This is a genomic window from Paracoccus alkanivorans (genome assembly GCF_003697785.1).
GTDB lineage: Bacteria > Pseudomonadota > Alphaproteobacteria > Rhodobacterales > Rhodobacteraceae > Paracoccus > Paracoccus alkanivorans.
The window spans coordinates 245,952-270,404 of sequence record NZ_QOKZ01000001.1; the positions used below are offsets into that span (position 1 = coordinate 245,952).

At 59.6% G+C, this 24,453-nt stretch carries 23 protein-coding genes and 1 tRNA gene; 12 read left to right on the forward strand and 12 right to left on the reverse strand.

Going from position 1 to position 24,453, the window contains the following annotated elements; genetic code table 11:
• Positions 1-125 precede the first annotated feature (125 nt).
• From C9E81_RS01225 to C9E81_RS01255, 7 genes are all read right to left on the reverse strand, one after another.
• Positions 126-842, reverse strand: a complete 717-nt coding sequence (locus C9E81_RS01225) for an HAD family hydrolase (protein WP_122110497.1) — start codon at positions 840-842, stop codon at positions 126-128.
• A 32-nt stretch (positions 843-874) separates the two neighbouring features.
• Positions 875-1,936 carry an ABC transporter ATP-binding protein gene (locus C9E81_RS01230; RefSeq protein ID WP_122110498.1) on the reverse strand — a complete coding sequence of 354 codons (1,062 nt, stop codon included), beginning with the start codon at positions 1,934-1,936 and terminating at the stop codon, positions 875-877.
• A 12-nt stretch (positions 1,937-1,948) separates the two neighbouring features.
• Positions 1,949-3,001: an NAD(P)-dependent alcohol dehydrogenase gene (locus C9E81_RS01235; RefSeq protein ID WP_122110499.1), complete on the reverse strand. Its 1,053-nt coding sequence runs from the start codon at positions 2,999-3,001 to the stop codon at positions 1,949-1,951.
• A 3-nt stretch (positions 3,002-3,004) separates the two neighbouring features.
• Positions 3,005-3,205 carry a DUF2160 family membrane protein gene (locus C9E81_RS01240; RefSeq protein ID WP_122110500.1) on the reverse strand — a complete coding sequence of 67 codons (201 nt, stop codon included), beginning with the start codon at positions 3,203-3,205 and terminating at the stop codon, positions 3,005-3,007.
• A 4-nt stretch (positions 3,206-3,209) separates the two neighbouring features.
• A complete protein-coding gene (locus C9E81_RS01245; RefSeq protein ID WP_122110501.1) occupies positions 3,210-4,046 on the reverse strand; it encodes a carbohydrate ABC transporter permease in 837 nt (278 codons plus the stop codon).
• A 4-nt stretch (positions 4,047-4,050) separates the two neighbouring features.
• Complete coding sequence (locus C9E81_RS01250; protein ID WP_122110502.1) at positions 4,051-4,929, reverse strand: carbohydrate ABC transporter permease; 879 nt, start codon at positions 4,927-4,929, stop codon at positions 4,051-4,053.
• 93 nt (positions 4,930-5,022) lie between these two features.
• Complete coding sequence (locus C9E81_RS01255) at positions 5,023-6,459, reverse strand: extracellular solute-binding protein (RefSeq protein WP_122110503.1); 1,437 nt, start codon at positions 6,457-6,459, stop codon at positions 5,023-5,025.
• 199 nt (positions 6,460-6,658) lie between these two features.
• On the opposite strand from C9E81_RS01255, the gene C9E81_RS01260 reads away from it, so the two are divergent.
• Together C9E81_RS01260 and C9E81_RS01265 are read left to right on the forward strand one after the other, a co-directional pair.
• On the forward strand, positions 6,659-7,615 hold the full coding sequence (locus C9E81_RS01260; protein WP_122110504.1) for a sugar-binding transcriptional regulator: 957 nt from the start codon (positions 6,659-6,661) through the stop codon (positions 7,613-7,615).
• Between the two features lie 83 nt (positions 7,616-7,698).
• Positions 7,699-8,388: a 5'-nucleotidase, lipoprotein e(P4) family gene (locus C9E81_RS01265; RefSeq protein WP_122110505.1), complete on the forward strand. Its 690-nt coding sequence runs from the start codon at positions 7,699-7,701 to the stop codon at positions 8,386-8,388.
• A 9-nt stretch (positions 8,389-8,397) separates the two neighbouring features.
• On the opposite strand, the gene C9E81_RS01270 is transcribed toward C9E81_RS01265, so the two are convergent.
• Positions 8,398-8,802, reverse strand: a complete 405-nt coding sequence (locus C9E81_RS01270; protein WP_122110506.1) for an acyl-CoA thioesterase — start codon at positions 8,800-8,802, stop codon at positions 8,398-8,400.
• A 350-nt stretch (positions 8,803-9,152) separates the two neighbouring features.
• Here C9E81_RS01270 and mscL point away from each other — a divergent pair, with 350 nt between their 5' ends.
• Positions 9,153-9,587 (forward strand): large conductance mechanosensitive channel protein MscL, encoded by a 435-nt coding sequence (gene mscL, locus C9E81_RS01275; protein WP_122110507.1) that lies wholly within the window; start codon positions 9,153-9,155, stop codon positions 9,585-9,587.
• A 42-nt stretch (positions 9,588-9,629) separates the two neighbouring features.
• On the opposite strand, the gene ald is transcribed toward mscL, so the two are convergent.
• Positions 9,630-10,748: an alanine dehydrogenase gene (ald, locus tag C9E81_RS01280; RefSeq protein ID WP_122110508.1), complete on the reverse strand. Its 1,119-nt coding sequence runs from the start codon at positions 10,746-10,748 to the stop codon at positions 9,630-9,632.
• Positions 10,749-10,903: 155 nt separating this feature from the next.
• On the opposite strand from ald, the gene C9E81_RS01285 reads away from it, so the two are divergent.
• From C9E81_RS01285 to C9E81_RS01295, 3 genes are all read left to right on the forward strand, one after another.
• On the forward strand, positions 10,904-11,365 hold the full coding sequence (locus C9E81_RS01285) for an Lrp/AsnC family transcriptional regulator (RefSeq protein WP_122111110.1): 462 nt from the start codon (positions 10,904-10,906) through the stop codon (positions 11,363-11,365).
• A 67-nt stretch (positions 11,366-11,432) separates the two neighbouring features.
• Positions 11,433-12,905: an NAD-dependent succinate-semialdehyde dehydrogenase gene (locus tag C9E81_RS01290; RefSeq protein WP_122110509.1), complete on the forward strand. Its 1,473-nt coding sequence runs from the start codon at positions 11,433-11,435 to the stop codon at positions 12,903-12,905.
• Between the two features lie 107 nt (positions 12,906-13,012).
• The gene (locus C9E81_RS01295; protein WP_122110510.1) at positions 13,013-13,267 is read left to right on the forward strand and encodes a GlsB/YeaQ/YmgE family stress response membrane protein; all 255 of its coding nucleotides are present in this window, start codon (positions 13,013-13,015) and stop codon (positions 13,265-13,267) included.
• An 89-nt stretch (positions 13,268-13,356) separates the two neighbouring features.
• Here C9E81_RS01295 and C9E81_RS01300 read toward each other — a convergent pair whose 3' ends face one another.
• A complete protein-coding gene (locus C9E81_RS01300) occupies positions 13,357-14,112 on the reverse strand; it encodes a DUF1013 domain-containing protein (protein ID WP_122110511.1) in 756 nt (251 codons plus the stop codon).
• A 186-nt stretch (positions 14,113-14,298) separates the two neighbouring features.
• Between C9E81_RS01300 and C9E81_RS01305 the strand changes: the two genes are divergently transcribed.
• The 6 genes from C9E81_RS01305 to C9E81_RS01330 all read left to right on the forward strand — a co-directional run bounded on the left by C9E81_RS01305 (position 14,299) and on the right by C9E81_RS01330 (position 20,253).
• Positions 14,299-14,934 carry a ribonuclease T2 family protein gene (locus C9E81_RS01305; RefSeq protein WP_122110512.1) on the forward strand — a complete coding sequence of 212 codons (636 nt, stop codon included), beginning with the start codon at positions 14,299-14,301 and terminating at the stop codon, positions 14,932-14,934.
• Between the two features lie 57 nt (positions 14,935-14,991).
• The gene (gene leuB / locus C9E81_RS01310) at positions 14,992-16,119 is read left to right on the forward strand and encodes a 3-isopropylmalate dehydrogenase (protein WP_122110513.1); all 1,128 of its coding nucleotides are present in this window, start codon (positions 14,992-14,994) and stop codon (positions 16,117-16,119) included.
• Positions 16,120-17,079 (forward strand): DMT family transporter, encoded by a 960-nt coding sequence (locus tag C9E81_RS01315; RefSeq protein ID WP_341802624.1) that lies wholly within the window; start codon positions 16,120-16,122, stop codon positions 17,077-17,079.
• 48 nt (positions 17,080-17,127) lie between these two features.
• Positions 17,128-17,204, forward strand: a tRNA-Pro gene (locus C9E81_RS01320).
• Between the two features lie 558 nt (positions 17,205-17,762).
• Positions 17,763-19,316 carry an AAA family ATPase gene (locus C9E81_RS01325; protein WP_243698501.1) on the forward strand — a complete coding sequence of 518 codons (1,554 nt, stop codon included), beginning with the start codon at positions 17,763-17,765 and terminating at the stop codon, positions 19,314-19,316.
• Positions 19,317-19,323: 7 nt separating this feature from the next.
• On the forward strand, positions 19,324-20,253 hold the full coding sequence (locus tag C9E81_RS01330; protein ID WP_166461782.1) for a DUF4435 domain-containing protein: 930 nt from the start codon (positions 19,324-19,326) through the stop codon (positions 20,251-20,253).
• Between the two features lie 305 nt (positions 20,254-20,558).
• On the opposite strand, the gene C9E81_RS01335 is transcribed toward C9E81_RS01330, so the two are convergent.
• Positions 20,559-22,115 carry an argonaute/piwi family protein gene (locus C9E81_RS01335; protein WP_122110516.1) on the reverse strand — a complete coding sequence of 519 codons (1,557 nt, stop codon included), beginning with the start codon at positions 22,113-22,115 and terminating at the stop codon, positions 20,559-20,561.
• Complete coding sequence (locus C9E81_RS01340) at positions 22,112-24,061, reverse strand: TIR domain-containing protein (protein WP_122110517.1); 1,950 nt, start codon at positions 24,059-24,061, stop codon at positions 22,112-22,114. The genes C9E81_RS01335 and C9E81_RS01340 overlap by 4 nt, the downstream gene beginning before the upstream one ends.
• Positions 24,062-24,453 lie beyond the last annotated feature (392 nt).

Sequence of the window (24,453 nt, forward strand, 5' to 3'; positions counted from 1 at the left end):
CTGAGTCGCCAGGTAATGGAACCGGCGAGGGCGGCGCCATGGATAGCGTCCCGCGATGACCGGGGGCTCTGCCCCCGGACCCCCGAGGTATTTGGCCAAAGAAGAAGAGGATCAGGCTCGGCGGTTCAGGGCAATCCCGATTCCTTCCAGGAGCCTTCGCAAGCCAATAATGTCTCGGCCATACCGTCCAGGTTGTCCCGGACCATCGCGGCCCCCGCCCCGGTCAGCTTGTCGCCATGTTCCCGGCGCTTGCCCTGCAGATGCGCACCTCCGGTAAAGCCGACGGCGCGCATGCCCGCCGCGACGGCGCCCTTGACGCCGTGGGGAGAGTCCTCCATCACCACGCAGCGCGCCGGATCGACGCCCAACCGGGCCGCCGCGAACAGGAACAGGTCCGGCGCGGGCTTGCCGTGCTCGACCTGATCGGCACTGAAGGCACGATCCCGGAACCAGCGGTCGAGGCCGGAGATTTCCAGCGTCGCATGCATCCGGCGCAGGGAGCCGCCGGTCGCGATGGCCATGGCGATGCCGCGTTCTTGCAGCATGTCCAGCATGCCGGGCACGGCATCATATGGCCGGAGCGGTTGCTGACGATAGGTTTCGATCAGACGCGCCTCGAAGCGCTCGGCAAAGCCATCGGGACAGGGATGGCCGGTGCGCTCGGCGACATCCTCGCAGACCATGCTGAGCGACACGCCCAGAAAGCGGCGGCCCAGTTCCTCTGTGGTAACATCGTGGACCCCCGCTGCCCGCATCTCGGCGGCCAGGGACCGGAGCGAATGGATCTCGCTGTCGACGAGGCAACCGTCGAGATCGAAGATGACGGCCTGCGTGGCTTGCATCCGGTAATCCTGTTCCTGGCCTGGGCCGTGCCTCAAAGCCTGCGTTCGGTTTTGCGGTCGAACAGATGCACATTTGCCGGGTCGATGACAAAACCGATCTGCTCACCGGGATTGGCGTGGACACGATCCTTCACGACAGCATCGATCAGGTCCTTGCCAACGCGGGCAAAGACCTGAGTCTCCGATCCCGTCGGCTCGGTTACAACGACATTGACCGGGATACCACCCTCGCCGATGACGATATGTTCGGGACGGATGCCATAAGTCACCTCCTGCCCATCGGCCAGACCCGCATCCGGCACCGGCAGTTCGAGCCCGCTTTCCGAGACGAAGCGGCGCCCCTCCCCCTGCCCCGCGATCCGGCCATGCAGGAAATTCATCGCCGGCGAGCCGATGAAGCCCGCGACGAACACGCTTTGCGGATTGTCATAAAGATCCAGCGGCGCGCCGATCTGCTCGACCCGGCCATCGCGCATCACGACGATCTTGTCGGCCATGGTCATCGCCTCGATCTGGTCATGGGTCACATAGACGATCGTCGTCCTGAGGCGCTGGTGCAGTTCCTTGATCTCGACCCGCATGGTCACGCGCAGCTTGGCATCCAGGTTCGACAAGGGCTCGTCGAACAGGAATACCTGCGGATCGCGCACGATGGCGCGGCCCATAGCGACACGCTGGCGCTGGCCGCCCGAAAGCTGCTTGGGATAGCGGTCCAGCAGATGGGCGAGATCGAGGATCGAGGCGGCGTGCCGGACCTTTTCGTCGATCTCGGATTTGGGGCGCTTGGCCATCTTCAGCGGAAAACCGATATTCTCTGCCACTGTCTTGTGCGGGTAAAGCGCATAGCTCTGGAACACCATCGAGATGTCGCGCTCTTTCGGGGGCTTGTCGTTCACGACCTTGCCGCCGATGGAAATCGTGCCGTCGCTGATTTCCTCCAGCCCCGCCAGCATCCGCAGCAGCGTGGATTTGCCGCAGCCCGAGGGGCCGACGAGCACGACGAATTCGCCATCCTCGATATCGACGCTGACGCCATGCATCACCTGCACGCTGCCATAGCGCTTGATGACGTTGTCAATCTGGACATTTGCCACGGTTATTGCTCCTTATTGCGGCATCTCGATCTGCATCTTCACATCGCCCGCAGGCGCGGAAGCCGCGATCTCGAATGCACGCACGCTGTCCTTGAAATCGAATGTCCGGGTGATCAGCGGCTTGACGTCGATCGCGCCGGAGGCGAGCATCTTCACGCAGCGCGGAAAGACATGCGCATAGCGGAAAATGTTCTCGACCCGCGCCTCGCGTACCATCGCCGCCCCCGCATCGTAAGAGATCGGATCGGGCTGTCCGCCAATCATCACCACGCAGCCGCCGGGCGCCAGGGGCGCAAAGACCCCCGCCGCGGCCCGGGGCGAACCGGTCGCCTCGAACACCACATCCGCGCCCCAGCCATCGGTGTCGCGGGCGATGATCGCCTCGACATCCTCGGACCCCACGTTGACCGGGGTGATGGCGGGGCTGAGCCCCGCCGCGATGTCCAGCTTCGGCGTGGCAAGGTCCGTGACATAGACCCGCGCGCAACCGGCGGCCAGCGCCGATATCGCCGTGACCAGACCGATGGGACCCGCCCCCATGACCAGCGCGATATCGCCCGGCTTGATCCGCGCCTTGGTGGCGGCGTGAACACCGACGGCCAGCGGCTCGACCATCGCCGCCTCGGCGAAACTGACATTATCGGGCAGCAGGTAGGTGAAAGCCTCGGGATGCACGCAGGTCGGGCGCAGGATGCCATGCACCGGGGGCGTGGCCCAGAAACGCACCGCCGGATCGACATTATACATCCCCAACCGGGTCGCGCGGCTGTTGGGATCGGGGATGCCCGGCTCCATGCAGACCCGATCCCCGGGTTTCAGCGTCGTCACCTCCGGCCCGGTCTCGATCACAACGCCCGAGGCCTCGTGACCCAGGATCATCGGCTCGTTCACCACGAAGGGACCGATGCGGCCATGGGTATAGTAATGCACGTCCGAGCCGCAGATCCCGACCGTATGCAGGCGGATGCGGACATCGCGGGGGCCGAGGGTCTCTTCCTCGCGGTCGATCTGCGGGAAGTCGCGCAGGGACAATTGATCCTTGGTTTCGAGAACAAGCGCTTCCATGGGCTATCCCCTCCGAATGATATATGCCGCCAGAACCGCCGAGATCGCGCAGCAGATCCAGATCGACAGGCCCAGAGGCTCGATGAAGCGGAACCAGAACAGCGACAGGGCGACCCAGATCACGACGCTGATGAACAAGCGGTCGAACCAGTTGGTCTCGATGGGCAGAAAGCCCGGCTTGGGCGTCTTGGTATCTTCGCTCATGTCGTCATCCCTTTACCGCGCCGAAGGTCAGGCCGGCCACGATATGCCGCTGCACGAGGCTGAAGATGATCAGCGCCGGGATCAGCGTGAAGACCGAGATGGCGGCCATGATGCCCCATTCGGTGCCCGTGGTGGTTACATATTCTGACAGCCCGGTGGTCAGCGTGCGGGCGTTGAAATTGGTCAGGGTCGCGGCCAGAAGATATTCGTTCCATGCGAAAACCCATGTCAGGATCAGCGTGACCGCAAGCCCGGGACGGGCCAGCGGAAAAACCACTTCCGAAATCACCTTCCAGGCGCTGGCCCCGTCGACATAGGCGGCCTCGTCCAGCTCCTTGGGAATGCCGTCCAGCGTCGGCCGCAGGGTCCAGATCGCGAAGGGCAGGTTGAAGGTGCAATAGACGAGGATCATCCCGGTCCGGGTGTCGGCCAGCGAGAATTCCCCGATCCTGTAGACCTGCGTCAGCAGCAGGAACAGCGGCAGCAGGAACACGGCGGGCGGAGCCATCCGGTTGGTGATGGTCCAGAAGAAGATGCTCTCCTTGCCCGGCAGGTCGAAACGCGACAGGGCGTAGCAGGCCATGAAGCCCAGCAGCGTGCAAAGCACCGCGTTGCCGGTCGAGATCACCAGCGAATTGACCATGTAGCCGCGCAGGGTGCGGTCGCCAAGCACGTCCAGGTAGTTCTGCCAATAGATATCGGTCAGGATCACGCTCGGGGTCGAGAACAGCTCGACGGCGGGTTTGACCGAGATCACGAACAGCCAGTAGATCGGAAACAGCGTCAGAAAGCTGATCAATGTCCAGAACAATACGGGCAACCAGCGATTACCATTCCTCATCGGCCTAGCCCTTCCTGGTGTTGCGCGGTGCGATCAGGCTGACATAGAGCAGCCAGCACGCCACGATGGTGAGATAGAGGACCACGACCGATATCGCCGAACCATAGCCGTAATTCGTGCGCGGAAAGACCTCCTTGAAGATATGCACCCCGACATAGCGGGTGGCCGAGCCGGGCCCGCCCCCGGTCAGCATCAGCACCTCATCCACGGTGCGTAGCGCATCCATCAGGCGGATGAAGACGGTGGCGATGATGGCGGGGCGGATCATCGGCAGGGTGATGTGCCAGAATATCTGCCGCTTGTTCGCGCCGTCGATCTGCGCCTGCTCGAACGGATCGGGCGGCAGCGATACCAGTGCGGCGATCAGCGAAAGCGTGACCAGCGGCGTCCAGTGCCAGATATCCATGATCACCGTGACGGTGAATGCCTGAAGGGCGCTTTGCCCGATATTCAGGTTATAGCCGAACCAGTCGTCCAGGATATTCGGCAGGATCCCGATGGAAGGCGTCGTCATCAGTTTCCAGATCGAACCGACGATGATCGGCGCCATGATCAGCGGCAGGGTATGAATGGTGCGAAAGAAGGCCTTGCCCGGAAAATCCCGCATGAAGGCCTGCGCCAGCGCATAGCCGATGATCAGTTCCGAGACGACCGCAAAGAAGACGAAGGCGATCGTTACGCCAAGCGAGGCCAGAAACTGCGCGTCGAACACGACCCTGCGGTAGTTCTCGGCCCAGTTGAAGATCATGTCGGGATTGACCGCGAACGGGTTCCACTGGTGGAACGACACGAACAGGACATAGATGAATGGCACCACGCCAAAGAAGAAAAGAAGGATCAGCGTCGGGGCAAGAAGCGCCCAGCCCAGTGTCTTGGAATGCATCGGCCTGTTCCCAACCTATTCGCGGACAGGAAACCCTGCCAGCGCCGTGCCGGATGAAGCGCCGCCGCGGCCACTGTCGCGGCGGCAAAGCGATTACTGGCGATAGCCGAGCGAGGTCAGTTCTTCCTCGGCCTTGGCGGCCATCTGGTCCAGCCCCTCGTCCGGGCCGATATCGCCGGTCAGGATCGAGTAGAAGATCGGCGCGGTCGCCTCGCGGACCTGCGCGTGGAAAGGATAGGCCGGGGCACCGCCGAACAGGTCGCCCTGATCGCGCAGCATGTCGAAATAGCCGCCTAGTTCCTCGTTCAGTGCCTGCACCTTGGGATCGTCATAGGTCGCGTTGTTGGTGATCCGCGATCCGGCCAGCGCCCAATCGGCCTGCAATTCGTCCTGGGCGATATATTGCAGGAACAACAGCGCGGCCTCCTTGTTCTTCGAGGTGACTGGCACGCCGAAGGCGCCGCCGTCATAATAGCCCAGGTAGCCTTCGCCGCTCTCGGCATCCTCAAGCACACCTTCGGACAGCGGCGGCAGGGCGACGCCGACATTGCCGACGACCCGCGACTGGTTCTCGTCCGAGGCGATCCAGGCGGCGTTCTCGCCGTAAACCAATCCCTGCGCAGCGCGCCCTGCGGCAAAGGTGGTTGCCACCTCTGTCCATGTCGACTGAACCGACTCGGGCGGCGCGATGTCGCGCAGATGGAGCCACCATTTCAGCGCCTCCTTGGCCTCGGGCGAGTTCATCTGGCCGCCATTCTCGACCGTGGCGGCATAGTTGTTCTCGGGATCGATCCCCCAGTTATAGACGCCGAAAGTCGGGGCGACGGATTCGAAATATTCATACCACGACGCGGCATGGCCGGTATGGGCCTGCGCGGTCGTGCCCCACAGGTCCAGGTCGTGATCCTTGCCCCATTGGGTGAAGAAATCCGCGATCTCGGTATATTCCTCATGCGTCTTGGCCGGGGCCAGGTCGCGGCCGGTCTGCTCCTTGAACGCCGCCATGATCTCGGGATCCGAGAACAGGTCGGTGCGGTAGAGATAGGGCTTGATGAAGGCCTCGACCGGCATGCCGTAAAGATGGTCATCCTCGTCGCGGAAGAATTCGGCAAAGCTGGTCAGCATCGATTCTTCGAATGCCGGCGATTTGAGTTCGGGTTTTTCCGTGAGCGTGCCGGTGATGTCGGTCAGGAAATCGCGGGCCAGATAGGCATAGACGATATCCTGTTCGATATAAACCATGTCATAGATGCCGGTCCCGGCCTCCATGTCCTTGATGGCCTTGTCATACATCTGGTCCCATGAGGTGGTCTCGATATCGACGCGGATGCCGGTCAGTTCCTCGAATTGCGGGGCGAGCACGTCCTTGACGTAGTTCGAGGGCGGCGTCGCCTCGGTTACGCCACGCAGGGTCACGCCCTCGAATTGCGCCCCCGCCTCTTTCCAGAAACTGTCGTCCTGGGCTGCGGCCATGCCAGCGGCGAATGACAGCGCCAGCGCCGAAGCGCCGATCTTCAATGCAATATTCATGTCTCCACTCCCTATGCGAGCGATCCCGTGGCCCTTCGGCCTTGCGAGCAGTCGGGCAGGCCTCGCCTCCGCCTCATCATGACAAATGTATGGCCATGCATGCAAGAGAAATTTTCGTTTGTATGAATCTAATTACACTTGTAACATCCATGCAGTCAGCGCCTTGACGAATTTTCGAAACTCGTGATGGGATGCGCGGATGGATAATGTCGATATCTCTGAAGAAGATGCTTTTCTTGCCCAGGTCTGCTGGCAGTATTTCGTCAACGAGTTGACGCAGGCGGAGATTGCCAAATACCTTGGCGTCACGCGCTTGCGGGTCAATCAGGCCATCCAGAAGGCGAAATCCTCGGGGATCGTCAGGGTCCAGATCGAATCGCCCTACCTGCCCCGGATCGAACTGCAGGAAAGACTGCAGGAGCGGTTCGGCCTGCACAGGGTCCAGGTCGCCCCCACCCATCCACAGCTTTACGACTTCCACCGCCCGGCGGGGAGCGCCTTGGCCAGCTATATGCTCGATCGGGTAAAATCGGGACATTGGCGCAGGATCGGCGTGTCATGGGGGATGACGCTGCAAGCCACTATCGACCGCCTCCCCAAGCTCTCGCTCCCGGATATCGAGATCATCTCGATGATCGGCGGCACCAGCCGGGGGGAGGCGTTCAATTCCTTCGGCATCGCATCCGGCTTTGCCGAGCGTTTCGGCGCAAGATACTCGCTTCTCGCGGCCCCTATCTTCCTGGGTAAGGAGGTCGAACGCCGGGCATTCCTGGCGCAGGAAAATTTCGAGAAGCATTTCAAGAAACTGGAAACGCTCGATGCGGCCATCCTGACGGCCAGCAATATCTCGGCGAAATCCTATCTCATATCTTCCGGCCTGCCCGAGGGAGTCACGCCAGAGGGTCTGATCGAGGCGGGGGCGATCGGCGATGTGGTCTGCCGCTTTCTGGACACCAATGGCAATCTGGTTTCGGACAGGCTGGACCGGCAGACGATCGGCATCGAACTGGAGATCCTGAAATCCGTGCCCGAGCGGATCCTCGCGGCGGCGGGACCGCACAAGGTGGATATCATCCGCGTCGTCGCCAGTCAGGGTATCGCCACGACGCTGATCACGGATGACGTGACGGCAAGGCTTCTGCTGAACGATACCTGACCCCTTGCATCGTGCCACCGCTTGGCAAGGCCGGACGCAACGCTTAGGCATGTCGCGACAGATCGACAGCACCGGCAGGCAGAATGACCGACAGCAGCCCCCTGCGCCATCCGCATGAATACGCGATGGCAATCCGATATCAGCAACGCTCGGCAGAGGTGAAAGCCCTGCAACGGCAATGCTATGCGCTGGCGACGCTGCGGCTGCGCGCCGCGATCGATAGCGCCGGTGGATCGGGTGCCGGGCTGGCGATCGTGTCGGATATCGACGAGACGATCCTCGACAACACCGCCGTCATGGCCCATGCCATGATACAAAGGCAGCAACGCGATAATATCGCGACATGGAAATTATGGGAGTGCGAGGGCCAGCCCCATCTGATCCCCGGTGCAACGGATTTCTTTGATCTGGCCGACCAGTCGGGAGTGACGATTTTCTATGTCTCTGATCGTTTTGATGAAAACAAGCCGGCAACGATGGCGACCCTGACGAGCCTGGGCCTCCCCCAGGTCACGGCGGAACAGGTTCTGCTTTACGGTCCCCCCAAGGCCGAGCGCCGCGCCGCCATTGCCGCGAAACATCGCATCGTGCTGCAACTGGGCGATACGATGCATGATTTTCACGACGCATTCGCCGGAACCGCGCTGGAGGATCAGCACAGGCTGACCGAGGATCACGCCGACCGCTTTGGCAAGGACTGGATCGTTTTTCCCAACGCCGCGCATGGCACCTGGATGGATGCGGATATCCGGCCCTGGGAAATCACGCAATAATCGCCGGCATCAGCCATCCCCGCCCGGGGCGGAGCGAACGGGCCTCGCCCTTCCCTCCCCGTCCAGGGCGACGAAGGTGAATCTCGCCTCGGTGACTTTCTCGCTATGCTCGTGATCACGCTCACGCCGCCATGCCTCGACATGGATATGCATCGAGCTTCGGCCGACCTTCAGCAGTTCCGTGAAAAGCGAGACCTCATCTCCGACCTTGACGGGGCGCAGGAATTTCATCCCCTCGACTGCTATGGTGGCACTGCGGCCATGCGCGGTCAACGCGGCCACGGTTCCAGCGGCAAGGTCCATCTGGCTCATCAGCCAGCCGCCGAAAATATCCCCGGCCGGATTGGTGTCGGCGGGCATCGCGATGGTGCGAATGGTCGGATTCCTTGACGGCGCGGCGGCTGGATCGGACATGAAAAACCTTTCTGGCATACGCTGAACGTTTTTTTCAAGCGCGTGCCCCAAGAATATAACACGCGGTCGACAGATCCAGTCCAGCCGAAGCTCGCCACCGGAGGTGACAGCGGCATGCTCTTGGCCCTGTTTCACTCCGCAGTCCTGGGCGGATCAGGATGCAACGGAAAATGTCAAAAGCGGGAACCGGATTTCCGCAGCTGGAGGCGTTGACAAGGGCACTGGCGAAAACGCGCCGAGCAGAAAGGCGCCCACCGCTGCAAAACAGCAAATAATTGCCTGTCGCGCAATGGTGACATATCCTTTCCGCAGCAGCGCGCTGCCTATGGTTCACAGGGGATAGAAAAAATATGATTCAGGAATTCAAAGAGTTCATCGCCAGGGGCAATGTCATGGACATGGCCGTCGGCATTATCATCGGCGCAGCCTTCACGGCGATCGTGACATCACTGGTCGACGACCTGATCAACCCGATCATCGGGCTGGTGACAGGCGGCGTCGATTTCACCAATAAATATGTCGTCCTTTCAGGAGAGGTCGCCAATGGCACCAGTCTGGCCGCGGCACGCGATGCGGGAGCGGCTGTGTTTGCCTATGGCTCGTTTCTGATGGCGGTGCTGAATTTCCTGATCATTGCATGGGTGGTGTTCCTGCTGGTCAAGGCGGTGAACCGCGCCAAATCCGCAGCAATGCCGGAAAAACCGGCAGCAGAGGAAGCCCCGGCGGGCCCGACCCAGGAAGAGCTGCTCGCCCAGATTCGCGACCTGCTGGCCACGAAAGCCTGATATCGAGGGCGCTTCCGCAGCCGGGAGCGCCCCGCTGATCCATTATCCGTTCAACAATTCTTCCGGCGTGATCGCGGCGATTCCCAGTGCCTCGCCCACAGGCAGCGAGGTCAGCCTGCCCTGATGCGTCGACAGTCCGGCCCGCAGATGCGGATCGTCACTGACCGCCTGCCGCCAGCCCTTGTCGGCGAGTGCCAGTAGGAACGGCAGGGTCACATTGCCCAGGGCCTGGGTCGAGGTTCGCGCCACCGCGCCCGGCATGTTCGCCACGCAGTAATGCACCACCCCGTCCACCTCGTAGATCGGATCCTGATGAGTCGTGGGGCGTGAAGTCTCGAAACAGCCGCCCTGATCAATGGCCACATCCACCAGAACCGAGCCCTGCGGCATGGTCGATAGCTGTTCGCGGCTGATCAGCTTGGGCGCGGCCGCGCCGGGAATCAGCACTGCGCCGATCACCATATCGGCGGTCTGGATCAGTTCGGCTGTGGCGGCGGCATTGGCGTATTGGGTAGTCAGCTTGCCCATGAACACGTCGTCCAGATAGGACAGGCGCGGCACCGAACGGTCCATGACCGTCACATTCGCACCCATGCCCACGGCAACCCGGGCCGCCGCGGCCCCGACCACGCCGCCACCGATGATGATCACATTGGCCGGACGAACACCCGGCACGCCGCCCATCAGCACGCCGCGCCCGCCATTGGCCTTTTGCATCGCCCATGATCCGACCTGCGGCGCGAGGCGTCCGGCCACCTCGGACATCGGCGCCAGCAGCGGCAACCCCCCACGTGCGTCCGTCACGGTTTCATAGGCGATCGAGGTCACACCGGAGTCCAGCAGGTCGCGGGTCTGGTCCGGATCCGGGGCGAGGTGCAGATAGGTGAAGAGCAACTGTCCCTCACGCAGCAGCTTGCGCTCCACCGCCTGCGGTTCCTTGACCTTGATGACCAGTTCGGATCTGTCGAACACCGCCGCCGCATCCGGGGCGATCTCGGCGCCGATGGCGAGATAATCCTCGTCCGAAAAGCCGGCGCCTAGCCCTGCCCCGGTCTCTACCAGCACGTGATGGCCGCGCAGAACCGCCTCGGCGGCATTGGCGGGGGTCAACCCCACCCGGAATTCCTGCGGTTTGATTTCCTTCGGGCAACCGATTTTCATGAAGCTGCTCCTCCCCTGATTGGAACCGTTCAAGCCTTGGCAGCAGACAGATTGCCAGAAAATCGCCGCAAAGTGCTGCGAAGCTGGGGTGTCACGACACCAGGTGACAAGAGAAAACATTGGATATCCAGATGTTTTTCGAAGAATATCCCCCAATGAGCGAAATTGACGCAATAGACCGCCGAATCCTCGCCTTGCTGCAAAAGCATGGCCGAATCAGTAATGCCGAACTGGCGACACGGGTGCATCTGTCGCCAAGCGCCTGTCACCGGCGCGTGCAGCGCCTGGAAGAGACAGGCGTGATCCAGGATTACGTCGCCCTGCTGAATGCACGCAAGTTGCAGCGGCAAACCACCGTATTTGTCGAGATCACCCTGTCGGGTCAGGCGGACGAGCTGCTGGATGCGTTCGAGCGCGCGGTGCGGGCGATTCCCGATGTGCTGGAATGTCACCTGATGGCCGGAACGGCGGATTACCTGCTGAAGATCGTGGTCGAGGATACCGACGATTTCGCACGCATCCACCGCCAGCATCTTGCGCGCTTGCCCGGCGTGGCGCAGATGCATTCGTCGTTTGCGCTGCGCACGGTGTTCCGGACCACCGCCATACCGGTATGACCCGAGCCCTTTGACAAGTCGGCTGCCGCGTGGTCATCTTTCGGCAAATCCAGCAAACGGGGCTGTCATGACCAAGCATTCCACCGATCTCCGGACACTTCTGCGCGATCCGTCGCTTTTGGAAACACGGGCCTTCCTGGCCGGGGAATGGGTCGAGGCCGGCGATGGCGCGACATTCGAGGTGATCAATCCTGCCCGGGGCGATGTGATCGCGCGTGTCGCCGATCTAAGCAGGGCCGAGGCGGCGCAGGCCATCACGGCCGCGGCCGAGGCGATGAAAGGCTGGGCTGCCCGAACCGCCAAGGAACGCGCGCAGGTGATGCGCAAATGGTTCGACCTGATGATCGAGAACCAGGACGATCTGGCCCGTATCCTGACTGCCGAGATGGGCAAACCCCTGCCCGAGGCCAAGGGCGAGATCGCCTATGGCGCCAGCTTCATCGAGTGGTTCGGCGAAGAGGCCAAGCGCGTCTATGGCGAAACCATTCCCGGCCATCAGCCCGACAAGCGGCTGAGCGTGATCCGTCAGCCGATCGGAGTGGTGGCCTCGATCACGCCGTGGAATTTCCCCAATGCGATGATTGCCCGCAAGGCCGGGCCCGCTCTGGCCGTCGGCTGTGGTTTCGTCGCGCGGCCCGCCGCCGAAACACCGCTGTCGGCGCTGGCCATGGCGGTGCTGGGCGAGCGGGCGGGCCTGCCCAAGGGCATCCTGTCGGTCGTCACCTCGTCGCGTTCGAGCGAAATCGGCAAGGAGTTCTGCGAGAACCCGCTGGTGCGCAAGCTGACCTTCACCGGCTCGACCGAAGTGGGCCGCATCCTGCTGCGCCAGGCCGCCGACCAAGTGCTGAAATGCAGCATGGAACTGGGCGGAAACGCGCCCTTCATCGTCTTTGACGATGCCGATCTGGATGCCGCGGTCGAGGGCGCGATGGCCTCGAAATTCCGCAATAATGGCCAGACCTGCGTCTGCGCCAACCGGATCTATGTGCAGGCCGGTGTCTATGACGAATTCGCCCGCAAACTGGCCGAGGCGGTGGACAAGCTGACGGTGGGCGACGGGCTTGAGGATGGTGTCACCACCGGTCCGCTCATCAACGAGGCGGCGGTCGAAAAGGTCGAGGAGCATATCAGGGACGTTCTGGACCAGGGCGGCGCGGTCGCCATCGGCGGCGAACGCATGGATGGGCTGTTCTTCAAGCCGACGGTCGTGACCGGCGTCACCGACAGCATGAAGGTAACGACCGAGGAAACATTCGGCCCGCTGGCCCCTCTGTTCAGGTTCGAGACCGAGGAGGAGGTCGTCGCCAAGGCCAATGACACCATCTTCGGGCTGGCCTCGTATTTCTATGCCCGCGATATCGGGCGCATCACGCGGGTGCAGGAAGCATTGGAATATGGTATCGTCGGCGTGAATACCGGCATTATCTCGACCGAGGTTGCGCCCTTTGGCGGAGTGAAGCAATCTGGACTTGGCCGCGAGGGCAGCCGGCATGGCATCGATGACTTTCTCGAGATGAAATATGTTTGCCTGTCTATCTGAGAGTGAAATTTGAGTGTTGGAAAATATGGAACGAAACCGGCTCTTTATGCATTTCTCAAAGCAAGGGGCCTACCGGGTCGCTAACAACCGAGAGGGGAGAACCTGACATGGAAGGAATTGGCTGGATCCTGACGATCATCCTGGGCGGACTTGCCGGATGGATCGCCGAGAAAGTCATGAAATCGGATCACGGGCTACTGACGAACATCATTCTGGGTATCGTCGGCGCGCTGCTTGGCAACTGGTTGCTGCGCACATTGCTTGGCTCGACGCTTGGCGGAATTTTCGGACAGTTGGTTGTTGCCGTTATCGGCGCCTGCATCCTGATCTGGGGCTATCGCCTCATTCGCAGCAAAACCTGATCGGAATATTTCTTCGAAGCATTTCTGTAAAATCAAAGCCGGCGCGAGATCCTCGCGCCGGCTTTTTTTCATGACGCTCGCCGTGGAAATCAGCGGTTGTCGTCCTCGTCTTCATCGTCCTTCTCGGGCAGGTTGAAGAAGCTGTCGGCATCCAGTTCCTTTTCGGACTCCTGCTCGCTTTCGTCCTCGTCCCTGGACAGCGAAAAATTCTCGAGCCCGGCGATCGCGGTCGGCAACCGTGCCTCTTCGCCCATTGCCAGCGAGGTCTCGGTGCTGACCAGCTTGCGGCGTTCGTCATCGGTCATCACGTCGCCGTCAGCGGCGCGCTTCTTGGCAGCCTTCTGCACGGCGGCATCCAGTTCGGTCTGCTTGCACAGGCCAAGCGCGACCGGGTCGATCGGCTGGATGTTCTGGATATTCCAATGCGTCCGCTCGCGAATCGCGTTGATCGTGGGCTTGGTGGTGCCGACCAGCCGGGCGATCTGCGAATCCGCCAGCTCGGGGTGGAACTTGACCAGCCACAGGATCGCCGCGGGCCGGTCCTGACGCTTGGAAAGCGGCGTGTAACGCGGCCCGCGGCGCTTTTCCTCGCCCTCGGCGGCGGGGTTGTATTTCAGGCGCAGCCTGTAGGCCGGATCGGCCTCACCCCGCTTGATCTCGTCGGGAGATAGCTGGTTCGAGGCGATCGGGTCATAGCCCTTGACCCCGGCCGCGACGTCGCCATCTGCGATCCCCTGCACCTCCAACTCATGCAGACCGCAAAAATCGCCGATCTGCTTGAAGCTGAGCGTCGTGTTGTCGACCAGCCAGACGGCGGTGGCCTTTGCCATCAATGGCTTGTTCATGTCAGTCTCCTTCGCGTCTCTGCCCCGAACCCATGGCCTGCTTGGGCCGGGAATCGGCTTTTGGCGGGCGCCATTCCTCTGAATCGGGGGAATTGGGGGCGGATATAACGATTTCCAAGCGGATAGAAAAGAGGATTCGCGCAATCCGGGCTGGACGGCGCCTGTGATGCGGCTAGTTTGACTGCCATGAGATACCTGTTTCGCGCCGCGCTGACCGCCCTGCTGCCATTCACCGTCCATGCCGAGGATATCGCGGGCGAGTTCGATTATTACGTGCTGGCGCTCAGCTGGTCGCCGACATGGTGCAGTCTGACCGGCGATCAGCGCAATGCCGAGCAATGCGACCCGGAGCGCGACACGGATTTCGTCGTGCACGGGCTCTGGCCACAATACGAGGATGGTTGGCCGCAGGATTGTCGCACGCAGGAACGTGATCCGTCCCGGCGGGAAAGCGCGGCCATGGCCGATATCATGGGGTCAGGCGGGCTGGCCTGGTATCAGTGGCAGAAACACGGGCGCTGCTCGGGACTCTCGGCCCATGGCTATTACGATGCGATCCGCGAGGCGGCGGAGCGTGCGCCCATCCCCGAGGTGTTCGATGCCCTGAACCGGGACATCACCCTGCCCCCTTCGGTCGTCGAGGATGCCTTCATCGAAGCCAATCCCGAACTGACGCGCGACGGGATCACCGTCACCTGCCGCGACCGGTCGCTGCAGGAGGTGCGCATCTGCCTGACCCGCGACCTTGAACCGCGCGACTGCGCGCCGGACGCACGCGAGGATTGTCCGATGCCGAAAATCCTCATGGAGCAGGTGCGCTGATCTTGACCAGTCATCACCCCGGGTCTAACCCGACGACAAGCCACTGAGGAGAAACGCATGACCACCCCCTATTCGCTGCTCATCCTGCCCGGAGACGGGATCGGCCCCGAAGTCATGGCCGAGGTGGTCAAGGTGATCGACTGGTTCCAGGCCAATCGCGGCATGCGTTTCGATGTCAGCCATGATCTGGTCGGAGGCGCGGCCTATGACAAGCACGGCACGCCGCTGGCCGATAAGACCATGGCCCGCGCGCAAGAGGTCGATGCGGTGCTGCTGGGTGCCGTGGGCGGGCCGAAATACGACGATCTCGACTTCAGCGTGAAGCCCGAGCGGGGCTTGCTGCGGCTGCGCAAGGAGATGGACCTGTTTGCCAATCTGCGTCCGGCGCAGTGCTTCGAGGCGCTGGCGGATTTCTCGTCGCTCAAGCGCGAGGTCGTGGCGGGGCTGGATATCCTGATCCTGCGCGAACTGACCTCGGGCGTCTATTTCGGCGAACCGCGCGGCATCCATGACGACAATAACAACCCCGAAAACGAGGGCGGCCGAGTCGGCATCAACACGCAGCGCTATACCAGCGGAGAGATCCGGCGCGTGGCGCGCTCGGCCTTTGAGCTGGCGAAACGGCGCGGCAACAAGGTCTGCTCGATGGAAAAGGCCAATGTCATGGAATCCGGCATCCTCTGGCGCGAAGAGGTGCAATGGGTGCATGACAACGAATACCCGGAGGTCGAGCTGTCGCATATGTATGCCGATAACGGCGCGATGCAGCTTGTCCGCAACCCGCGGCAATTCGACGTGATCGTGACCGACAACCTGTTCGGCGACATCCTGTCGGACGCGGCTGCGATGCTGACCGGCAGCCTTGGCATGCTGCCCTCGGCCAGCCTTGGCGCAAAGATGGCGAATGGCAGGCCAAAGGCGCTTTACGAGCCGGTGCATGGCAGCGCCCCCGATATCGCCGGGCAAGGCAAGGCCAATCCCATCGCCTGCATCCTCAGCTTTGCCATGGCGCTGCGCTACAGTTTCGACCAGGGCGACGCTGCGACTGAACTGGAACGCGCGGTCGAGCGCGTGCTGGCCGACGGTGTCCGCACTCCTGACCTGATGGGACCCGAAGGGGGCACGCCGGTCAGCACGTCACAGATGGGCGACAGGATCGTCGCGGCCCTGGCTGCCGGGATATAAGTGCAACTGTCCGGAAACGTCCGGGGCGTATTGCTGCAACTCGCGGCTATGGGCCTGTTCGCAACGCATGACGCGGTCATCAAGACTCTTGGCAGCAGCTATCCCTCGCATCAGATCCTGTTCTTCGCCTCGCTGCTGTCATTCCCGCTGGTCTCGCTCATCCTGCTGCGTGATCCCACTTCGGGCACGTTGCGCCCCAACAACCCGGGCTGGCTGATCCTACGCACGGCCTGCGCGATCTCGGCCGGGCTTGCGGGCTTTTTTGCCTTCTCGACCCTGCCGCTCACACAGGTCTATGCGATCCTCTTCACCACGCCGCTGCTGATCACGGTCCTGTCGATTCCGGTTCTCGGGGAAAAAGTGGGCCTGCATCGTTGGGGCGCCGTGATCGTCGGGCTGTGCGGGGTGCTGATCGTCCTGCGGCCCGGCACCCATCCGCTGCAGCCCGGCCATTTCGCGGCGATGATCGGAGCCTCGGCCAGCGCCATGGTCGCGGTCGTCACCCGCAAGCTTGGCAGTCGAGAACGGCCGCTGGTGCTGATAATGTGGCCGATGCTGGGCAATTTTGTTGTCACCGGCGGTGCACTGACATTGCAATACCAGCCAATGCCGCTGCAGGATCTCGGACTGGCCGGCCTGATCTCGATCTTTGGCCTGGCGGGCGGGCTGCTGGTCATCGCCGCCTATCGCGCCGGCGAGGCAGCCATCGTCGCGCCGATGCAGTATTCGCAGATCATCTGGGCCACGTTATATGGCTGGTTCCTGTTTAACGAGATGCTGGACCTGCCGACGCTGATCGGGGCGCTGGTGATCATCGCCTCTGGTCTTTACATCGTCTGGCGTGAAAGCAGCGGCGGCAACTCGGCTAACCGCCCCGCAACCGCCGCACGTCTGCGAAACGAGTCCGTCACCGCGCCCAAAGCGGCCATATTACAAAGATTGTTGCACCCTCGCCGCTGACGGGTCTTGCATTCCGTCGCGGCTCGCGCTACCTGCCCCTCCTACGGTCGGAGCGTAGCGCAGCCTGGTAGCGCACCTGCTTCGGGAGCAGGGGGTCGGAGGTTCGAATCCTCTCGCTCCGACCAGTTTGATTTTGGAAAGAGGCAGATAGTTCTGCCCTTTTTATCATTGATTTTGCCTCTGTCGCATTTGCATATGATAGCCAATACATTGATATTTCGACTGTTCTATGTGATTCACGCTACCTAGGGCCAAGAGGTCGTGCCTCTTGGGCGGAAAGCCGTCTGACGGCGGTGCGGCATGGCCGCCGCAGCAACTTACCGGAGCAGCCGTTCGTACAGACCGCGGCGAGATTATTGCTGATTCAGCCGATAGGGCGGGTACCAGCCTTTCGCTGCGTTGCCACGGGATGCTTCGCAAGCCGCGAAAGCGAACTTTCGGCGCCGAAATTTTCTGAGTCGCCCTGTTTCGGGCCGCATCTGCGATACACCGTGTTCGTGCGCCGTTGGCACCCCCTTCACAAATCTGAGTAGAGTCCCTTGGGACCACTCAGTTCGAGTGTGTGTCTTCCTGACCAATAAAGCCTGTTGACGCAAACCCAATCCAGGTCCTCTAGGCCGACCGCCTTCGGTAATGCAATGAAGCGGGTGACACGACGGTTATGGGAGGGTAACTTGGCCTCTGTGGTTAACCAATGGCTTGACCATTTCAGCCATGGTGCGCTCTATCCAGAACCACTGATCGGGGAATTTTTGGTGAACAACGCAGAGCAGAGCAAGGACCCACGCATGAACAATTTGGTTGATATGGTGGAAGAACCCGTCATTGAGTATTTCAGGCTGGAAGGTGTCAATGGGTATAAAACCATTCAACTTGATTGCTCGGCGTCGGCCAAGATCGTTTCCGCTGAAAATGGATCGGGAAAGACAACTCTGCTCAATGCCCTGTACGGGATTTTGGCGGGAAAACCCGCGCAAATTCAGAAAGTGCAATTCGATCAGTTCGTGATAAAACTACGCAACCAAGATGAACTGAGGGTCTCAAAGGGAGAGCTAACACCTCTGCCAACTGATATCATCGAGATGATTGATGACAGCTTCCCTCAGCTCAGAGAGTTTGTGCGAGATGATAATGGCCTTCTAGATGCATTGACAAAGCTTGCACTTGGCCAAGCGGATGATTTCTATAAGTCAGACTGGTTTGATCACTTCTATCGAATGAGTCCTTTCGACCGGGACGATATTTCTACAATGTGTGAGGAATTGATTGCCAGACTCCCTGATAGTGAGAGCCGTTTCTCTGAAATTGAGGATTATGTCAAGACTGGTTTGAAAGGTGCAACAGTCCTGTATCTGCCTACATATCGGCGGATCGAAGCCGAGATGCCCAGCGACATTATGCAGTCGAAGCGACCTGACAGATATTACTTACATACCCGCAATATACATCCCAGCCGCAGAGGTATGAATCGTCGGTCTCGTTCCTCGTGGGAGATGGATCAGCTAATCTACTTCGGCTTAGAGGATGTAGAAACCCGCCTCAAAAATATTGCAGAACTAATTAGGTCTGGGACATTTGAGGCGTACACCAGAATTGGTGGTCGAACATTGGAGGAACTGCTTTCTGGCCCAGGAAAAATGCAAGGTGGCCCTGAGAACATTGATACCACTGAATTGGGCGTAGTACTAGCACGACTAGGCAAGGCAGACGGTGAAGTTGAGGCTCGGATCGCCGAATTGATCAATAATGGAGAGATCAACCAACCTGAGCACTCGTACCTGAGGAGCTTTCTTAGACAGCTTTTGGAGGTCTATGCATCAAACAAAGAGCAAGAGCAGGCGATTGAAGCTTTCGTTGGAGTCATCAATTCATATTGGGAGAATGACTTTGATGAGAAGCGATTCATATTTGACAAGCTTTCGGTTTCCACACGTGTGGAGAACAAATTTACAGGAAATTCTCTCCCTCTGAATGCCCTGTCCTCAGGTGAAAAGCAGATTGTTAGCATCTTCGCGCGATTATATTTGAGCGAGCGGAAGCAGTTTATTGTGCTCATTGATGAACCTGAATTGTCTCTTTCCATGGATTGGCAAAAGCGATTTTTGCCTGATATTTTGCGGTCTCCAAGCTGTGCTCAAATGGTGGCAATCACTCATTCTCCGTTTGTTTTTGATAATGAACTCGATCCATATGCGGGCCCCTTGAAGATCACAAATCGTCGATCGGATGAGGGATAGTAGACAGTTGACAGCCACTGAGGAAGTAAAGCGTAGCGGCCTGACCGAGCGCATGAGAGCGGCACGACAGAAAGATGTCGTAGTCCTGCAAGGGTATAATACACTTCGGTCTAAACACCCTGGCGATGTCGTAATTGCTTTAGAGGGTGACGATGATCCGATTTTCTATAAGACCTGCATCAGAAACATAGACTCAAGCTTCAAATGGGTTCCTCTTGTATGTCGCGGTAAAGATAATGTCCTAGCTTTACGCGAGTTGTTGTTGCGAAACACAGATGAGGATGCTTCAAGAACTTACTATATGGTCGATAAAGATTATGATCATCTAAAGGGACATATACCTGGCCCAAACCTCTATTGCACACCTGGTTACTCTATCGAAAACCTTCTTGTGACTTCCAGCGTATTCGAAGAGTTGCTGGTTGGAGAGTACAAGTGCGCGGTGGGTGAAGATGAGATTACCGAACTGAAAGCAATGTTTGAAGAGCGTCTAAACGAATTCTTCGACGCGATTAAACTAGCCAACAGGGCTCTGCACTACTGTAGGGTAAAGGGTGTTCGGTCTGGTTCTGTTGACAACCGCATTAAGCAGTATGTCTCAGTCACATTGGACGCTGTCATTTCAAACTATGAAAAAGATGACCTCGAACGATTAATTGGACTCCCAGAAGGGGCTGACATTTTCGATTGCAACGATACTGCCACTAAATTCGGGGAATTAGATCCCGCCGATGACTGGCGCGGGAAGTTTACTCTATTTTTCTTCGTGGAACTTCTTGCGCAACTTCAGGAGGATCGTTGTTCATCCGAGCCTGTGAAATTTAAGGAGCGACGCAAAATTACATTTAATCCCAAGTCGTCGATTGTTAGGGTTTTGAGTTCGATGATTGATCCACCCTCCTGTCTGAGCGCATTTATTGCACGCATTGCCGCATAGCAGTTAACGGTTTACTTATGGTGCGATGATAATCGGCTCATACGTTTGACATGATGACTTCGTTATTGGCGAGCCCTGCAACCAACGAACTGGTTCCTATCCACCAAGGCCAATATCACCAGGACCATCGACTACGATCCGGTATATGAAGCTGCTGCAACCAAACAACTGATATTGAGCAATATGCCTCACGCGAGAACCGCAGTAATGCGGGCTACCACCGCAGCATTTTGAGACTGTGCTGGAGGTCAGCTAAGGGCCGTCGTTGCCTCAGCTATCTGAGCACATGCCCGAGAGCAGCCCCGCTAAATATAGTATTTGAATGGTTGCGGGCCGCCCTCCCGCGCCGAGCCCATCACAAGAATGTCGCCGACCATCTTCGCGAAGCGAACCGTTACGGGAAGCCCGTCATTGAAGTTGCACGAGTTGTAGTTGATCTTTGTCAGTCCCATGATGTCAGAAAGAACCGTCCGCATCTCTGGCTGTCGATGCTTTGAGCGCAAGATCGTCACCAAAAGCGGGTTGGGTGTTTCAGGCCCAATATACGTATCCAACTGCGGGACGTAACCGCTCGTCCAAAGGTAGGCATTCTTCTCGTCCAAATTTAGGGCCGTTCCCCTGATCACGGGGTAGTCGCCTGCACGGAAGAGCTTTGCGTCACCACCCGTTGGCCTGATCCGTACGCCAACGACATTCGTCCCCTTCGGTGCCGCGCGACAGAAGGCATTCCACTCCTCGTCGTTGAACGACGCCTGCCCATGGATGAAGAGCTCCTTGGGAGGTTCGGAGCGCAACTCCCGGTACGCTTCGATCACAGTCCTAAGAAGCTCTTCAGCGGCGTCAGCGTTTAGATGGTACTCGTACTCGCCGGTCTTCCAAGGGCCATTTGCGCCGCGGAACACCACGCCATCGCCTTCACTCAAAAACATCTGCGCAGCGCAGCAGACGTGATTGTCGCGGTTGTTCGGGAGGTTTTTGTAGACCATCCCGATGTAGCATACCCCTTCGCGCACGTTCGACAGCCTCCAGGGCGGTCGGTCCTGAGTCTTGTAGTAAAGCCCCGTCGCGATGTTCCACGCCACTGTCGCCGGGTCTTGGGTGGTTCGCTTGGGATAGCCCGCATTGTTGGTGAACGCTGTCGGTTCGAGGGTCGACTCGCGCAGGATCTGAGATGGCGCGATCGAGAGCAAGGTCGCCTTAATGTGCCTACGGAAGTCGGGAATGTCGTCAAACACGTCCTCGATGCGCGGGTCGAACCGTTCGTCCATGAAAAGGAATGACTGGGGTGACCTTGCGCGCTGCTTCTTGGGCGTTTTTCCGGCGACGAGGGTCAGACCGGTCCGCCTCGATTCCGGACGGCAGCGCTCGTAGACTATCTCGGGCACGACGAATATCCATACGTCGATCGATCCCTCTTCGTTCCGCCTGAATTTGTGGACGCGCTCAGTGTAGATACGGGCGACCGCATCGACGGCCTCGTGCATGTTCTGCACCCTCGTCGCGCGCTCGATAGCGTCGAACTCGACCGTCAGGGCCCTGAGCCGATCTGGATCGAACGTAACGCCGAACGTCTCTTCAAGCCCGACGAAATCCGCGAGATGAAGGCGGTCCTTCTTCTCCGTCGGCCCCGGAGGCGGCACCGGTATCCCCGAAAGCAACCGACGGCTCCATGAGCGGAAGTGACCGACCCCGTCCGACGTTCCGACAATCCCAATTCGAACCTCTCGAGGCTTCCTTGGGCCGTCATGAGGTCCATATAGATAAAGACCGTCCTTTGGGTGGTGACTTCTCTGGTCATGGTAGAAGTCGAGTTCTGGCTCGTCGAAGTGATCCACGATCAAGTGTGCCTCGGAAAATCTCATGTACCGTCTCCTTCGGGCACAGCATCTTCGTCGTCATCCCCTGGCCGACCGAGCGTGCTTTCGTCCTGCTCTTCGGCATCCGGGTCGCCCACGTCTGGAAGTGCGGTGCTGACCGGTGACATAAAGAGAAGGGGCTCAGATGAAAGAAGCATGTCCTGACCCGGAGCCAGCGAAACCCGAATGTAGGCGGACTCACCGGACATGATCTGAAGGAATGCCAGAAGCCGCCCATGCCATTGCTTGTTGCGCCAACCCTTGCAGCCCGATCTGCGAAGGCGATGCATCTTCTTCGGGTCGTCTATGCGTCCGCCCTGCTCTGTATCGTTGTCCTCCGCGAAAAGGACGCGCGCCTTCAGGCGGAAGTGCCAGAAAGGCCAGTTCCGAGGAATCGCTGTAACCCCATACGACCAGACATGCTTTCGGGCGATGTTGCGCAGCATCGACGACCGGCGCTCGCCTTGCCGGCCCCAGGGTACCCGTTCACCAATTCCAACCTGGCTGGGGGACACATGGAAACCATCGCCGTTGGAATACGCGTAAGCGACCATGCCGATCTCCCTGCAGTGCCGCTCCCATCCATCGCGCAGCAGGCCCGTGAGCATGTTCGACAAATCGCGCCCTGCGACACCGATCTCGGGCATACCCTTATCCACTGCATCCACAACCGGCACAGATGTACGCAGGCGCAACTTCGCCACACCTCCGAGGCTTTCCTCAATATCAGGCGGCGCTGCGAAAGTGATCACGCCTCGCTCATGCGCTACGGCAGGAAACGACAGCCCTTGCACCCGTCTCTTGAGGACGCCGGTTTGGACTGCTCCCGTCGCCTCGTAGAAGTGGAGTTCATCGGGCATTTCCAATATCTGAATCCAATTCGAGACCAAGGACTCTGGCTCGCGGACCAGCGGAACAGCACCGCGCTTGCGGAAGCTGTCCCATTGAGCTGCGACCACGATGTCCTCAGATCGACGCATCACGCCTTGGCGGCGCAATGTCTCGAGAAGCTTCGAAAGCCCTTCTGCCCAACCCCGCGCGAAATCAGCAGGCGTCGCATCGCGGAGGCCATCAATCTTGGCCCCATCCTCGATCCGTAATGGGATTATCAGGCGAGTGTCGCCAAGACTTGCAGCAAGCGCTTTCGCCCTGTCGATCAGGTCCATTGCGTCTTCGTTTGCCCGGGTGGCCGCGCCCGACACCACCAGCACCTTTGCAGCGCGGTGCTCCAGCGCCACTCCAATCTCCTTGTGCCACCTGTCTCCAGGCTCGAGGGTCAGGATCTCGGAAAAAACGCGATACCCGTGCGCTTCGAGCTTTGGACCGAGCCATAGAATGAACTGATCGTGGTCGGGGCGTGCTCCGACGAGGAACAGAGTATCCCTTTGCGCTTCCGCCTCCGTCTCCACCTTGCTGCCGATCCCTGGCTTTGGAAGCAACGCTTGAAGGACCGACGGTGGCGTCAAGCGGCCTTCGCGCTCATCCAGCGTTTCATTCAGCATCCGCTTCAGCGTACGCCCGCTCGCCGGGGTCCATAACTTGGGATGAGCTTCTTCGATGTCAGGATGAGCGCGTAGCAGCGCCTCAAGATCCTCGCGCCCGAAGATGTTTCCCGGAGATCGGATGGCGGGGCCGCAAATCTCTACGAGGTCCTGCTTTCGTTGTGGCGTCATCGCTACAGACGTCGACAGGATGTAGCGATCGGGCGCCAACTGATCGATCTTCGCCCGCTCCTTCGACATTTCACGCTTCAAAGCTGAGATAGCAGATCTCTCGTATCTCTTAGCTTGTAGGATCGTCAGGCCTTGCGCCTCCGGCGCGTGACGTCCATCTATCCCACCATCGGCTCCTTCGCCGAATTGCTCGAAGCGGATGCCAAGAGCACGACCGATCAGGTCGGCTGAAAGCGCCTCGAACTCAGAGGGCGATAAGGCAGAGAAGTCGGTATGCATAACTTCTATATATCGACATTCAGCCCGGTTTACACTCAAGATTTACTACACAGACATGCTAACTTAATATCCCAACAGGGAATCTAGGGTACCTGTTGGATACGGTCGCATGACCGGTCCTCAACCATCCGACGGCAAGAACAACCGATATCCATACGTTTTGTCACCGGGCGGAAACGACCGCTTTTTACTTAGCGGGCTTCGTCACAGCAAACTTTGGCGCAGCCGCAGCGAAAACTCACTTTGTCCCGCGTCGCTGGCACCGACCAGTCGAAATTGCTGCGTGCAGCACGAATGACCGGTCTGGGGAATGCCGCAGGGCGGCACAGCGCCCTGTCAAATGGCGGCAGAGGGCCGAGGCTGTGAGAAAACTGCAATTTCCAGAACCTGCG